The sequence below is a fragment of the Candidatus Colwellia aromaticivorans genome, assembly GCF_003333305.1.
In the GTDB taxonomy this organism is placed as follows: Bacteria; Pseudomonadota; Gammaproteobacteria; order Enterobacterales; family Alteromonadaceae; genus Colwellia; species Colwellia aromaticivorans.
In genome coordinates, this window is sequence record NZ_QOLD01000037.1 from 1 (window position 1) to 14,336 (window position 14,336).

At 36.4% G+C, this 14,336-nt stretch carries 15 protein-coding genes and 4 tRNA genes; 16 read left to right on the plus strand and 3 right to left on the minus strand.

The window, feature by feature from the left end; translation table 11 throughout:
• Positions 1–246: 246 nt before the first annotated feature.
• A complete protein-coding gene (gene can, locus DWA31_RS05795) occupies positions 247–846 on the minus strand; it encodes a carbonate dehydratase (protein ID WP_114325699.1) in 600 nt (199 codons plus the stop codon).
• A gap of 146 nt (positions 847–992) precedes the next feature.
• Here can and ppiC point away from each other — a divergent pair, with 146 nt between their 5' ends.
• On the plus strand, positions 993–1,271 hold the full coding sequence (gene ppiC, locus DWA31_RS05800; protein WP_114325700.1) for a peptidylprolyl isomerase PpiC: 279 nt from the start codon (positions 993–995) through the stop codon (positions 1,269–1,271).
• Between the two features lie 93 nt (positions 1,272–1,364).
• On the opposite strand, the gene DWA31_RS05805 is transcribed toward ppiC, so the two are convergent.
• Together DWA31_RS05805 and DWA31_RS05810 are read right to left on the minus strand one after the other, a co-directional pair.
• Positions 1,365–1,535: a DUF2897 family protein gene (locus tag DWA31_RS05805; protein WP_114325711.1), complete on the minus strand. Its 171-nt coding sequence runs from the start codon at positions 1,533–1,535 to the stop codon at positions 1,365–1,367.
• Positions 1,536–1,660: 125 nt separating this feature from the next.
• Complete coding sequence (locus tag DWA31_RS05810; protein WP_114325712.1) at positions 1,661–2,263, minus strand: PilZ domain-containing protein; 603 nt, start codon at positions 2,261–2,263, stop codon at positions 1,661–1,663.
• A 192-nt stretch (positions 2,264–2,455) separates the two neighbouring features.
• Between DWA31_RS05810 and DWA31_RS05815 the strand changes: the two genes are divergently transcribed.
• From DWA31_RS05815 to DWA31_RS05885, 15 genes are all read left to right on the plus strand, one after another.
• Positions 2,456–3,745, plus strand: a complete 1,290-nt coding sequence (locus tag DWA31_RS05815) for a lipoprotein-releasing ABC transporter permease subunit (RefSeq protein WP_114325701.1) — start codon at positions 2,456–2,458, stop codon at positions 3,743–3,745.
• A complete protein-coding gene (gene lolD / locus DWA31_RS05820) occupies positions 3,738–4,481 on the plus strand; it encodes a lipoprotein-releasing ABC transporter ATP-binding protein LolD (RefSeq protein WP_114325702.1) in 744 nt (247 codons plus the stop codon). The genes DWA31_RS05815 and lolD overlap by 8 nt, the downstream gene beginning before the upstream one ends.
• A complete protein-coding gene (lolE, locus tag DWA31_RS05825; protein ID WP_245942507.1) occupies positions 4,474–5,817 on the plus strand; it encodes a lipoprotein-releasing ABC transporter permease subunit LolE in 1,344 nt (447 codons plus the stop codon). Before lolD ends, lolE begins: the two co-directional genes overlap by 8 nt.
• Before the next feature lie 393 nt (positions 5,818–6,210).
• Entirely contained in the window at positions 6,211–6,621 is a 411-nt protein-coding gene (ybgC, locus tag DWA31_RS05830; RefSeq protein WP_114325703.1) for a tol-pal system-associated acyl-CoA thioesterase, read from the plus strand.
• Positions 6,611–7,294 (plus strand): protein TolQ, encoded by a 684-nt coding sequence (tolQ, locus tag DWA31_RS05835; protein WP_114325704.1) that lies wholly within the window; start codon positions 6,611–6,613, stop codon positions 7,292–7,294. The genes ybgC and tolQ overlap by 11 nt, the downstream gene beginning before the upstream one ends.
• A 14-nt stretch (positions 7,295–7,308) precedes the next feature.
• A complete protein-coding gene (gene tolR / locus DWA31_RS05840; protein WP_114325705.1) occupies positions 7,309–7,734 on the plus strand; it encodes a protein TolR in 426 nt (141 codons plus the stop codon).
• Between the two features lies 1 nt (position 7,735).
• Positions 7,736–8,653, plus strand: a complete 918-nt coding sequence (gene tolA, locus DWA31_RS05845) for a cell envelope integrity protein TolA (RefSeq protein ID WP_114325706.1) — start codon at positions 7,736–7,738, stop codon at positions 8,651–8,653.
• Between the two features lie 69 nt (positions 8,654–8,722).
• Entirely contained in the window at positions 8,723–10,066 is a 1,344-nt protein-coding gene (gene tolB, locus DWA31_RS05850) for a Tol-Pal system beta propeller repeat protein TolB (RefSeq protein ID WP_114325707.1), read from the plus strand.
• Positions 10,067–10,160: 94 nt separating this feature from the next.
• Positions 10,161–10,706 carry a peptidoglycan-associated lipoprotein Pal gene (gene pal, locus DWA31_RS05855; protein WP_114325708.1) on the plus strand — a complete coding sequence of 182 codons (546 nt, stop codon included), beginning with the start codon at positions 10,161–10,163 and terminating at the stop codon, positions 10,704–10,706.
• 43 nt (positions 10,707–10,749) lie between these two features.
• Positions 10,750–11,541 (plus strand): tol-pal system protein YbgF, encoded by a 792-nt coding sequence (gene ybgF / locus DWA31_RS05860; protein WP_114325709.1) that lies wholly within the window; start codon positions 10,750–10,752, stop codon positions 11,539–11,541.
• A 154-nt stretch (positions 11,542–11,695) separates the two neighbouring features.
• A tRNA-Lys gene (locus DWA31_RS05865) sits at positions 11,696–11,771 on the plus strand.
• Positions 11,772–11,872: 101 nt separating this feature from the next.
• Positions 11,873–11,948 (plus strand) — tRNA-Lys (locus DWA31_RS05870).
• 102 nt (positions 11,949–12,050) lie between these two features.
• Positions 12,051–12,126 (plus strand) — tRNA-Lys (locus DWA31_RS05875).
• A gap of 248 nt (positions 12,127–12,374) precedes the next feature.
• On the plus strand, positions 12,375–13,433 hold the full coding sequence (gene nadA, locus DWA31_RS05880; RefSeq protein WP_114325710.1) for a quinolinate synthase NadA: 1,059 nt from the start codon (positions 12,375–12,377) through the stop codon (positions 13,431–13,433).
• 122 nt (positions 13,434–13,555) lie between these two features.
• Positions 13,556–13,645, plus strand: a tRNA-Ser gene (locus DWA31_RS05885).
• The last annotated feature ends 691 nt before the right edge of the window (positions 13,646–14,336 follow it).

Sequence of the window (14,336 nt, forward strand, 5' to 3'; positions counted from 1 at the left end):
AGGCGTTCTCGCTTCTTATTACTGATCAAAGTGATGAGAAATAGTAAATTGCATGAGCCGTATACGAGGTCCGTACGTACGGTTCTGTGAGAGGGATGAGGCATGAGCCTCACCCTACTCGATATTGTCTGTAAATAGACTAATACACCTTGTTTAAATCGATTGAATTAAATCAAATGGAACCTGGTGTTTTATAATTTCAAGTAACGAAATGGACTTTTTGCAACTCATCACTTAAAATTTACATTAATTACTATTAACTGAGACATTTAAGTCTTTCAATATACCGTCATGTAAATTGTAAACTAAACCATGCACGGTCACATTTTGCTTAGTAAACCAAGCATTACGTAATATCGTGGTATTACATACGTTAGCCACTTGTTCAATAACGTTTAAATCACACATTAAATTCATTCGCTGAGGCTCGTCTGCTACCGCATCTAATTTCTTTTTATTAAAGCGATATACATCTTGAATGTGACGTAACCAATTATCAATTAAACCGTGGCTTTTATCATCAAAAGCAGCACTAATGCCGCCACAACTATAATGTCCACAGACGATAATGTGTTCAACTTTTAAAATATCTACTGCAAATTGAATAACCGATAAACAGTTTAAATCAGTATGGATAACTTGGTTGGCAATATTACGGTGAACAAACACTTCTCCTGGTTGCATCCCTAATAATTCATTAGCAGGCACGCGAGAGTCAGAACAACCTATCCATAAATATTTTGGTGATTGCTGCTCTGAAAGGCCTTGAAAAAAATGAGGGTTTTCTGCTGTGATTTTGTCAGCCCATTTCTTATTATTTTCAAATAAATGTTTTATTGTACTCATAAATATATATAACTCGATGCCATTAAAATTCTCTAATGACATTTTATGTCAACAGGCAGAAAAGTAAAAGAAAAATATGGTACTAGTGCTAGGTTAAACCTTGGTATAATTAGTTATATCGTTGAATTAGTAGTTAAGGATTAGTGATGGCTAACGCAGCAGCAATTCATATTTTAGTGAAAACAGAAAAACAGGCGTTTGAATTAAAGGAAAAGTTAGCTAAAGGAGCCGATTTTGCACAATTAGCAAGAAAATTTTCAATCTGTCCATCAAAGAAAAAAGGGGGAGATTTAGGTGAATTTCGTCGTGGACAAATGGTTAAAGCGTTTGATGATGTAGTCTTTAAAAAAGAATTGTTAACAGTACATGGGCCGATAAAAACAAAATTTGGCTATCACTTAATTAAAACCTTGTATCGTAATTAAAAACCTTCTTTTCTGTCGTTATATAGTGAGTATTTTTCAGGTTCAGTATATAAGGTTGGGTATAGAAGACTTGCGCAATGTTGAGTTTCTTAGCTAATTTTTTTCATCCTGCTCTTTTGCATCTAACTCTTTATTTCGCTTTTTAATGCTTTCTAATTGTTCTGTTGTTAAATCAAATTTCCTTGCGGACTTTTTTAATAATAAAACGCCGCCGAGAATGATTCCAAGGGCTAAAAAAATTAATATAATAACGCTTAATGACATAAATCCTCTGATAATGTTATTTAGTTGAAATAGTTTGATTTTACCCTTCGACAGGCTCAGGGCAATCGGTGCGTATCTTTCAGAGTAATTAAACTTATTTATCATGTACATTAATAAATAATATTTTATATCTTTCCTTCTTGGTTTCTTTGCTGAGCAAGTACTTGTAGTTGTTTAGATTGCTCGTGTAAGCTGTTTCGAACTAGTATTTCTCGATCATCTTCACGGATAAAGTGAAATATTACTTTATGTAAATAGGACTCTTGTTCTTGCTGTACTTCAATAACTTCGCCATAACAGAAAACAGCACAATTTTGATTGAGTAAAAAAATTTTCATTTCTAAAAACTGGGCTAGTTTGAATGCTGTGTTTGCGGTAAATAATAAGCCGCCACCACCAAATTTAATGCCTTGGTATCTGTGCTCTTCATCATCTTGTTGACTTAAAATATAACCAATAAGTAAGTCTATTTTTGATGATTGATGATTTAAAAATTCAACTAGTTGACCGGCAACGCCAGAAAGCGCCTGTAATGGACGTAGTGCTGATTGATCAATGCTTTTCATATCACTTGCCATTTTAAAAGGCGTAGGCATATCGACTAAAAACTGTTCAAAACTCGCCACTTTAGTTAACTCAAGTGGCAAAATATTAATGCTAAAGTTATGTTCTATTGAAAAAAACTCGTGATACTTAGCGAGTTTTTTCTCGATTGTTTCGTTATTCATTTGTGTCATGTTTGCTAATGCTTAACTGGTTTAAGACTTTATAATAAAATCTCATTCAATAACAAAGTTATAGCAGAAATGACGTTATTTAAGTATCTTTTATTTATTTTGCACAGAAAATTAAACTGCTGTGTTATGCTAAACATCTTATATCAACACGAATATTTTCGTCACTTTTAGTCACAATATTAAATGTTTCAACCTGTTAGTCTATTTATTGGTTTACGTTATAGTCGCAGTAAAAACCGTGCAGGTTTTATCTCTTTTATTACTTTTTTCTCTACCGTAGGTATCTTGCTTGGGGTAGCTTCGTTGATCACGGTTGTTTCTGTGATGAATGGCTTTGAAGGTGAACTTAAAAAACGAATTTTAGGTATCGTACCTCACGTTATTGTTACTCAAGAGCATGTCTCGCAAGAACTTTTTACTCAAGAGAATAATGTTAAAGCGAGTTCTTTCAAAAACTGGCCCAAACTTCGAACGCAGCTTCTACAGCAAAAAAATATACAGCAAGTAACTCCTTTTTTAAGTAGCGAAGCGCTGATTCAATCATCGACAAACCTGCAAGGTGTTTTGTTGCAGGGTATTATTCCTGAATTTGAAGAAAATAATATTATTAACAGTCATATGGTCTCAGGCTACTTGTCAAGTTTGTCTGAGCAAGCATATAGCATTGTTATTGGTCGCTCTTTAGCAAATAAGTTAAAAGTGTCGATGCTAGATACAATACGTATAGTTCTGCCCAATCAAACTATTTTTACCCCTATGGGTAGAGTTCCTGTGCAACGAAACTTTATTATCAGTGGAATTTTTGATGTTGGTTCTCAAGTTGATGATTCTATGGTATATGTGCACAGTAAATATGGTGCGAAATTATTACGTCGAAAAGGTGACGGTATAAATCAATTACGCCTTTATTTAGATGATGCTTTTAATGCTCAGCAAGTAGTAGACGCGTTAACATTGGCTAATCAAGTAGATTTCGCTATTAAGCCACTCTCTTTTACTACATGGAATGATAGTCAAGGAGCGCTTTTTTCTGCTGTTAATATGGAGAAAAAAATGATGTGGTTAATGCTGAGTTTGATTGTCGCAGTTGCTGCGTTTAATATTGTCTCAGCGCTTGTTATGGTGGTGGTAGAAAAGCAAGGAGAAATAGGTATTTTACAAACATTAGGATTATCTAGAATGGGTATTGTTAAAATATTCATTACCCAAGGTATGGTGAATGGCTTATGGGGCGTCACTCTGGGGAGTGTTTTTGGGGTACTAATCGCTTTAAATCTCAATGAAATATTAGCGACGTTCGGACTTAATATTTTGGGAGGAGGTTATGCGGCACAATCCTTACCTGTGCAACTTGAAGTTAATAATGTTGTAGTTATTGTGTTGTCAGCACTCGTCATGAGTTTTGTTGCGACGTTATATCCTGCTTTTCAAGCATCAAAAACCCAACCAGCAGAGGTTCTACGCAATGAGTAAGGCATTACACTGTCATCAATTATCTAAGTCATATCAGCAAGGCGATATAGAAACAAAAGTGTTAGATGGTTTAGATTTGACGGTTGAAAAGGGAGAATTACTGGCGATTGTTGGTAGCTCAGGTTGTGGTAAAAGCACTTTTTTGCATCTTGCTGGCGCTCTAGATTTACCTACTTCGGGTGAAGTGTTTATTAATGATGTTAATATTTTAACTTTATCAGATAAGCAAAGGGCTGTTTTTCGCAATCAGCATATTGGTTTTATTTATCAATTTCATCATTTAATGATGGAATTTACTGCCCTTGAAAATGTTGCTATGCCTCTACTTATTCGTGGGGATAATCCTAAACAAGCAATAGCGGTGGCAACTGAAGTACTAGCGCAGGTCGGTTTAGCTCATCGTGGTCATCACAGACCTAGTGAATTGTCAGGAGGGGAGCGCCAACGTACTGCAATTGCAAGAGCATTGGTGACTAAACCATCACTAATTTTAGCGGACGAACCAACCGGTAATTTAGACAGTGATACCGCAGAACAAATTTATCAGTTACTCCGTAGTTTAAACGAAAGTGTGCAAACTAGTTTTGTCATCGTGACCCATGATATAGCTTTAGCTATGCGCATGGACAGACAGCTGAAACTAGATCATGGTAAATTAATGCCCTTTGTTGACAGTGATCCAGTTGCTTTAAATAATGTTAAGTCTACTAATCTTGAGCCAACAACAAATGTCTAAAATGACGAGTTCAACTAAGACACTTGATAAAGAAACTCCATCAGAGTCAATATTTACGCCATTAAGTGTTTTTTTAGCATTACGTTATGTTCGTAGTCGTCATGGTCAGGGTTTTTCTACTTTTATATCGGCCTCTTCAACTATTGGTATTGCATTAGGCACGATGATATTGATTGTGGTATTAAGTGCCATGAACGGTTTTGAAAAAGCGTTAGCTAATAAGCTTTTATCTATAGTACCTCATGCTGAATTAATGTCTGTGAACCAGCCCATTCCAAAGTGGCCTGAAAATATTAAAAAAATACAAAAGAGCCCGCAAGTTGTTGCTGCAGCACCTGTCATTATTTTAACAGGTATGATGCAACATAAAGCACAGCTCAAGGCATTAGAAATAAAAGGCGTTGATGTAAATTTAGAAACACTAGTATCAGATATAGAAAATTATATTGTTGAGGGAAGTTGGCAAGCCCTAAGTAATAAAAGTAACGATAGAGATAATAATGAAAGACTAGGTAATGGGATTGTTATCGGCGCAGGGGTAGCCAAAAAGCTATCGGTGAAACTTGGCGATAAAGTTCAAATATTATTACCCTCTAACAACGGTACAGCGAAACAAAATGTATTTTCTGCCCCGGTAAAGCGTTATGTAAAAATTGTCGGTATTTTTAAATTTGGTGGTGTTGTTGATGAAACACTTGCTTATATTTCATTATCGCAAGCTGCTGACATTAAAAATTATAAGCCAGGTGAAACACAAGGAATTCGTTTGAAGTTTAATGATGTTTTTGCAGCGCCAAACATCATCAGAGAGATTGCACATAAGTTTGACCATTATGTTTATATCAAAGATTGGACTCGTACTCAAGGGCACTTATTTAACGATATACAAATGGTTCGTATGGTTATGTTTATTGTTTTAGTTTTAGTTATTGCGGTAGCTAGTTTTAATATAGTCTCTACGTTAATTATGGCAGTCAATAATAAAAAAGGTGATATAGCTATTCTTAAAACTATGGGCGCCAGTACTAAGTTAATCATGCTGACCTTTATTTATCAAGGCTTAGTTAATGGGCTGTTAGGCAGTATTGTTGGTAGCTTTCTTGGTGTGATTGTAGCGTTGAATCTTGCTGATATTGTCGCTTTCATAGAGCGCTTGTTTACCTTAACACTGCTGTCGGCTGACGTGTATTTTATTGATCATGTACCAAGTCACCTACTTATGTCTGATGTATACATTACGGTAATAACCGCACTTATTATGTCATTGTTAGCCACTATTTATCCTGCTTGGCAGGCGACTAAAATAGAACCCGCACAAGTGCTTGGGCAATTGTAATTAATTATATTGTTAGCACTAATCATTTAGTCGTTAAACATTAAGAAAAAAACCTACAATTTATGTGACTACTCACCTATCGTCACTCCCGAGATGTTTTAATCGGGAGTCTAATGTTTAAAACAGGCAGATTCCGGCTTAAGACACAACCGGAATGACGTGCACGCTGGGTATGGTGAATAATTACCAATTTATTATTTATCTTGTGGTAAATAAATAGATTAAAGATTAGTTATTTTGCTTTTAATTAAAGTAAGTTAACTTCAAGTTTTTTTAAATAATTAATTTTTTACTATAAAAATGTAAATATTCATGAACTTCACCTTGTTTGTCTCCTAGGTTATCTATTACTATACATTTATCTAAGTCTATTACCCTCGAAAGCTATTTTAAATGCCGAACACAGGCCAACATTATTCTTTAAGAGTTTATTATGAAGATACCGATGCAGGTGGAATTGTTTATTATGCCAACTATTTAAAGTTTTTTGAACGCGCTCGTACTGAGTGGCTTAGAGAACTTGGTATAAATCAGCAAAAATTTTTGGAACAAAAAATTGGTTTTGTAGTCAGAAGGGTTGAAATGGATAATGTTGCTTCGGCAAAGTTAGATGATTTACTTAATGTTAATTCCACTATTATTACGCTCAAACGCGCTAGTTTGGTTTTTCATCAACAAATAACTAACCAAGCACAACAAGTGATATGTACTGCAACAATACGAGTTGCTTGTGTTAATTTTCAAAATGCTAAGCCTATGGCTATTCCAGAATCTATATTAGGAGCGTTTAAACGTGTCTGCTGAATTTTCAATTTTTGAACTTGTATTAGAAGCTAGTTTGCTTGTTAAGTTTGTTATGTTGGTGTTACTCGGTTTTTCAGTTGCTTGTTGGGCTATGATCTTTCAGCGTAGAAAAGCATTAAACATGGCGAAACAACAATTAAAAGCATTTGAAGATAAGTTTTGGAGTGGTGCCGACTTAAGTAAACTATATAATGAAATCTCCTCAAAAAATCAAATACAAGGCATTGAAAGTTTATTTGTTGCTGGTTTTAAAGAATTTGCTCGCTTACGTAAAAGCCATATAGATAATCCACAAACCATTGTTGATGCCACACATAGAGCAATGCGTGTTGCGCTATCACGTGAAGTAGACAGTTTAGAAGTGCATTTACCTTTTATGGCTACCGTCGGTTCTATTAGCCCTTATATCGGCTTATTCGGTACGGTTTGGGGAATTATGAATTCCTTTATCGGCTTAGGCTCAGTACAACAAGCAACATTAGCCATGGTCGCTCCTGGTATTGCTGAAGCACTTATTGCTACAGCAATGGGACTATTTGCCGCTATTCCAGCCGTTATGGCATTTAACCGCTTTAGTCATAAAGTTGAAAAGCTTGAAAATAGCTATGGTAACTTTATGGAAGAATTTGCGAGTATTTTGCAACGTCAAACCGCAATTGAACAGCAAGGTTAATTGGGGAGTAACATATGTATCAAAGAGTTAGACGTCGTAAAGTTGCCGAAATTAACGTCGTTCCATATATTGATGTTATGTTGGTGTTATTAATAATTTTTATGGTAACAGCACCATTAATTACTCAAGGGGTAAAAGTTGATTTACCTCAAGCAGCAGCAGAGTCGTTAGATAAAGATACCAAACCGCCACTGGTTGCTTCAGTTGATGCTCAAGGTCGATATTATATAACCCTAGGCGCTAACGACAAAGAACCATTATCTGCAGAAGAAGTTGCTATTTTAGTTAAAGCTCATTTAGCGGTAAACCCTGATACGCCTGTAGTGGTTAATGGTGATGGAGCCGTTTCATATAATGCGGTTATTCAGTTAATGGTGCTATTACAAGATGTTGCAGGTGTACCTTCGGTAGGCTTGATGACAGATCCTGTGGAGAATTAAGGTGGACAAGAAGTTCCTGATTCCATTAACCGTCAGTGTTGTTTTGCATATAGTATTAGTTGCTGTATTATTTGTTGGTGATTTTACTACCGAAGCAAAACCGAAAAAAAATACGGCAGTCGCTCAAGAAGTAAAGCCTATTCAGGCCACCGTAATTGATTCAGCTAAATTGCAAAAAGCGATTAATAAAATAAAAAAACAAAAAGCTGATGACAAAGCAGCAGAAAGAAAACGACTTCAAAATATTGAAAAACGTGCTAATGATGCAAAGAAACGTCGCACTAAAGAAGAAGCACGCATTAAAAAATTAGAAAAACAGCGTAAGAAAAAAGAACAAGAGAAGAAGCGTTCTGATAAAGCAGCAAAAGACTCAGCGGCAAAAGCGGCAAAAGCTGAAAAATTAAGAAAGCAAAAAGAACAAGAAAAGCAAAAAGCTGAAGACGCAGCAGCACAAGCGCGTACTAAACGACTTAAAGCCGAAGCGGCTGCCAAGAAAGCAGACGATTTACGTAAAAAGAAAATAGCTGAACGCAAACGTCAAGAAAAAGCCGCAGCAGAACAAGCCGTTCTTGATAAACAACTTGCCGATCAAATGGCAGCGGAAATGGCCACGCGAAATAAAGCCCGTCAACAGCAAATGATGTCAGAAGTCCAGCGTTATGCGGTACTGATTAAAGGTGTTATAGAGCAAAACATGATTAATGATCGCAGTACGATGGAAGGAAGGTCTTGTAAATTATTGATAAGTCTTGCACCATCAGGCTTTGTAACTAGAGCAAGCGTTGTTGATGGCGATGCGGCGGTTTGTGAAGCCGCGAAAAGAGCTGTTTATAAAGCCGGAACATTACCTGTGTCGAAAGATCCAGAAGTGTTCAAAGAAATGCGCAAGATTAGTGTTACCGTATTACCTGAATTTTAAATGAAAAAATTCAATAACCCATAATGATTGATTGATTAATTAATTATTTAACTGATTTAGAAGTGAACAATGAAAATTAAATTACTCCTTGGACTTTTCATCTCCCTACTTTCCACCTCTGCGATGGCAACACTTGAAATAGTGATAACGGGTGGCATAGATAGTGCTCGCCCTATTGCTGTAGTTCCTTTTCAGTGGCAAGGCACGGGTGAGTTGCCTGAGAAAATTTCTAAGGTTATTAGTGATGATTTATTGCGAAGTGGTAAGTTTAGCCCTATCAGTAAAAACAAATTCCCACAGTTACCTACTTCTGCGAAAAACATTGATTATAGTGCATGGGCAAGTACTGGCGTAGAAGCTATTGTTATTGGCTCTATTAAAGAAAATACATTGGGGCAGTATCAAGTTAGTTATCAATTGGTTGATGTCATTCGTGGTCAAATCACCGGTGGGCAAGCATCTATGCTCAGTAATGGTGAGTTGATTAGAGGACAAGATCATATTCTTAGTCAAAGCAGTGCTCAAATTAACAGTGGACAATTTCGCCGTTATGGTCACACCATCAGCAATGCTGTTTATGAGTCACTAACAGGTAGTAAAGGTGCTTTCTTAACACAGATTGCTTATGTTATCGTGCGCGATCAAGGAAAATATCCGTATCAATTAGCGTTTGCTGATTATGATGGTTTTAATGAGCAGGTTTTGTTAAGTTCTAATGAACCATTGATGTCACCAACATGGCATCCAGATGGTGAACAATTGGCTTACGTTTCTTTTGAAAATCGTCAAGCACAAATTCATATCATGAATATATATACAGGTCAGCGTCAATTGCTTAGTTCATTTAAGGGGATAAACAGTGCACCTCGTTTTTCACCTGATGGCAAAAAAATGGCGATGGTTTTATCTAAAGACGGTAATCCTGATCTTTATGTTATGACCATAGCCAACAAAAAATTACGCCGAGTAACACGTAATCGGGCTATTGACACTGAGCCAAGTTGGTTACCCGATGGTAATTCTTTAGTATTTAGTTCAGAACGGGGTGGTAAAGCTCAGCTTTATCGCGTAAATTTAGTCGACGGTAAAGTAAGACGATTAACATTTAATGGTGAAATGAATCTTGGCGGCTCAGTCACTCCTGACGGCAAGCAACTGATCATGGTTAATAGAACACGTGGTCAGTATCGTTTAGCTAAGCAGGAAGTAGATTCAGGTCTATTTCAGGTGTTAACTAAAACTCGTTTGGATGAATCACCGAGTGTTTCGCCTAATGGTGGTATGATCATATACAGCACTTTACATAACAATAGACAGGTATTAGGTCTAGTCTCGGTGGATGGTCGCTTTAAGGCTCGTTTACCGGCACTTGATGGACAAGTGAAGTCTCCTGCTTGGTCACCATTTTTGTAAGTTGTTTCCAAACGATTTTAAAGTCGTCTGGGGATAATAGTAATAACTGAAAATAATTTTAAAATATAATTTTTGTAAAATAAGGGAAAATAACATGCGTTTAAATAAAACACTTAAGAATGTAGTAATTGCTTTACCTCTTTTAGCTTTAGCAGCTTGTAGCTCTAATGATAACAGTGATGAACAAAGTAATACTGATACAAATGCTAATACTGAAGTAACACAAGAAGTTGTTGAAGATAGTGTACAGGTAACTGCTGCTAAACGTGCTGCTGAAATTGAAGAGCAAAAACGTCAAGAATTAGAAAAACTACGTTCTGAACATATTATTTATTTTGATTTCGATGTCTCAACTGTTAGTGAGCAATTTGCCAGCCTTTTAGATGCGCATGCAACATTTTTGAACGCTAATTCAGATGTTAAAGTCTTGATTGAAGGTCATGCTGATGAACGTGGTACGCCAGAATATAACATCGCCTTAAGCGAACGTCGTGCTAAAGCAGTAGTGACTTATTTAGAAAACATGGGCGTAACTTCAGGACAATTATCTGTAGTGAGCTACGGTGAAGAAAAGCCAATGGTTAAAGATCGCTCTGAAGAAGCTTTCTCTAAAAACCGTCGTGCGGTAATTGTTTACTAAAAATCATTTCTTGCAAATGCATTTATTCACTTCGGAAAAATAAATGAAACAAACCTTTTCAAACCGAATTGCTTTATTAGGCTTGATGTTAACTGCTAGTACTTCGATAGTGCTAGCAGCACAAGCGCCAGTAATTGATATAAACTCAACAGCGAGTGCTGAGCAAGGCACTGTTTCTTTGTCACTAACTGACCAATTAGCCAATATTGAACGTAAGTTAGATTCTCGAAATCGTTCTCAGGTTAATATTCAGCGACAGCTCGATGACTTACAAACACAAGTTAACGAGCTTCGTGGTGTTACTGAGCTGCATACTCATCAATTGTCTCAGGTACTAGAACGGCAACGAGAGTTGTACCAAGAGCTTGATAGGCGTGTAAGTGAGGCGTTAAAACCAACAGTACCAGCACCTAATGCTATTGATTCCACAGCGGTGTCCAAAACTTACAGCGATAATTTAACTGAAAATGAAGCTTATGATAAAGCGCTTAATTTAGTCCTTAAAGATAAGCGCTATGAAGAAGCTATCCCTGAATTTAGACACTTTAATCAAACATACCCACAATCAACCTATGCACCTAATGCTCATTACTGGTTAGGACAATTGTTATTTAATAAAGGTAAGTTGAATGAAGCTGAGCAAGAATTTGTAATTGTTGTTCAACAGTTTAAAGATTCAAGTAAAAGGGCTGATGCGTTGTTGAAACTAGCGATGGTCGCGCAGCAGCAAAATAGTAAAAATAAAGCAATAAAATTGTATCGTCAATTATTGAGTGAATATCCAAATTCAACTTCTGCACAATTAGCTAAACCGCGTCTAGAAAGTTTAAAGTAACTAAATCGTTATTTTATTGCTGACAAAAGTAGCGCTTTGCTGTGTTTTTAGGCATATAAAAAAATAATAGTTAAAAAGTGAAATTTGTTGTTGCACTAAATTTTATTATGAGTATTATATGCGGCGCATTGAGGCACCAACCTTAATGCAATGTCGGCCGTTAGCTCAGTTGGTAGAGCAGTTGGCTTTTAACCAATTTGTCGAAGGTTCAAATCCTTCACGGCCGACCACTTCTAAAAGCTTTAATGTTCAAGTGATGAATGTTGAAGTGAATAACTCTACTACAGAGTATAAAGTGTAGGTTGGAATTTATTCCAATAAAACAATATGTCGGCCGTTAGCTCAGTTGGTAGAGCAGTTGGCTTTTAACCAATTTGTCGAAGGTTCAAATCCTTCACGGCCGACCACTTCTAAAAGCTTTAATGTTCAAGTGATGAATGTTGAAGTGAATAACTCTACTACAGAGTATAAAGTGTAGGTTGGAATATTATTCCAATAGAACAACATGTCGGCCGTTAGCTCAGTTGGTAGAGCAGTTGGCTTTTAACCAATTTGTCGAAGGTTCAAATCCTTCACGGCCGACCACTTCTTAGATTTACAATCAATATGATATGAATACCCAAGCCCAGGCTTTTAACCGTTAGCCAAATTAACTTCGAAGGTTCAAATCCTTCACGGCCGACCACTTCTTAGATTTACAATCAATATGATATGAATACCCAAGCCAAGGCTTTTAACCGCTCTAATGTTGAATTTTCTTAATACTACACATTCTTTGTGCTTTGTCTTATAATTGCCGCGTTTCTCAACATATGTAAAAATAGAGAGTAAGAATGAGCCAATCTAATGCCGCTGTTGATTTTGATTTTCAGTATCCAGCTAAACCAGCACTATTAAGCCTTGATGAAAAAGCACAATATACAGCAAAAATAAAATCCTTGTTGATTGAAAAAAATGCCGTGTTAGTTGCTCATTATTATACTGATCCTGAAATTCAAGCATTGGCCGAAGAAACAGGCGGTTGTGTTGCTGATTCTTTAGAAATGGCGCGATTTGGTAATCAGCATCCAGCAAAAACACTTATTGTGGCTGGGGTTAAGTTCATGGGCGAAACGGCTAAAATTTTAACGCCAGAAAAAACAGTTTTAATGCCTGAACTTGAAGCTACTTGTTCATTGGATTTAGGTTGTCCAATTGAAGAGTTTTCTGCCTTTTGTGATCAGCACCCTGACCATACGGTTGTGGTTTATGCTAACACCTCTGCTGCGGTTAAAGCCCGTGCAGATTGGGTTGTTACATCAAGCATCGCTTTAGAAATTGTAGAAATGTTAGAAAGCCAAGGAAAACCTATTCTGTGGGGACCAGACCGTCATCTTGGCGCATACATTGAAAAAATGACTGGTGCCAAAATGTTAATGTGGCAGGGGGCTTGTATTGTTCATGATGAGTTTAAGGCGAAAGCTTTACATGATTTAAAAACTCAGTACCCTGATGCCGGTGTATTGGTGCATCCTGAATCACCAGCCAATGTTGTAGACATGGCTGATGCAGTTGGTTCAACCAGTCAATTGATTAAAGCAAGTCAAGATATGCCGAATCAGCACTTTATTGTTGCCACTGATAGAGGTATTTTTTACAAAATGGAGCAAGCTAATCCTGATAAGACTTTCGTCGCTGCACCTACAGGTGGAAATGGCGCTACTTGCCGTAGTTGTGCAAATTGTCCTTGGATGGCGATGAATGGTTTAAAGTCAATCTCAGAAGCGTTAGAAAATTCATTAGGTAAAGAGATTACTGTTGATGTTGATTTGGCTGAAAAAGCCTTAATCCCTTTACATCGTATGTTGAATTTTGCTGCGGATAATCAACTTAAAGTTAAAGGAAATGCTTAGATAGTTAAACATTGAATAGTGTTTAATCAATAACTTGATTTTTATCTACTTATCCCTGATTTCTACTTGCGTGTTAAAAGGTTTTTCACTACCATAGCGCAACTTTGAGACTAAAGTTATACGGTGAGCTGGCCGAGTGGCTGAAGGCGCACGCCTGGAAAGCGTGTAAAGGTTTATCCCTTTCGAGAGTTCGAATCTCTCGCTCACCGCCATATATTTTCGAAATAAGAATTTTTTCTTATTTTATTCTAAAAAGTGTGACCACAATAGTGGGCACACTTTTTTTTTAAGCAAACTAAAGACAAATTATTCTATACAGCTCAATTATGCTTTTTTATTGTGTGTATGAATTAGTTTTTGGTTACACGATCTGTTTTCCTATAATTTCATACTTTATAAATTGAATGATCATAAATAGAGTGTCTATTCGAGCTTTATATTAGGGGTTGTTCGAAAAAGTAGCAGTTAAACAATTAAGTTGAAATAACAGTTGACGCCAGAGTAAAAATCTCTAAAATGCGCAACCAGTTCCAAGGGGTAACCCAAAGAGCTTTTTTGAATAGTTAACTCATCGCTTTTGAAGTGAATCAGTTAACTTAACGTTTTACTTTTAGTTTAAGTAATGCCGGTTTTAAAAGTTTGTAAAAACTTTTAAAAAAGACACTGAAAAACGTTGACATCAAAACTTGGAGGCGTACAATGCGCATCCTGCTTCGGGCAAACGGCAACGTTAACCAAGAAGCGCAAAGCGAGTAACGAATGAGATTACTGCTTATTTCTTTAACAATTAGTTATCATGCAATTTGTGTGAATACTCACATTAACTTGTTTTTACATAGTTCTTCACTTTTCGAAGTGAGAACAAAATAAAACGCTTAATGAATGATGTTCATGCAAATAAAT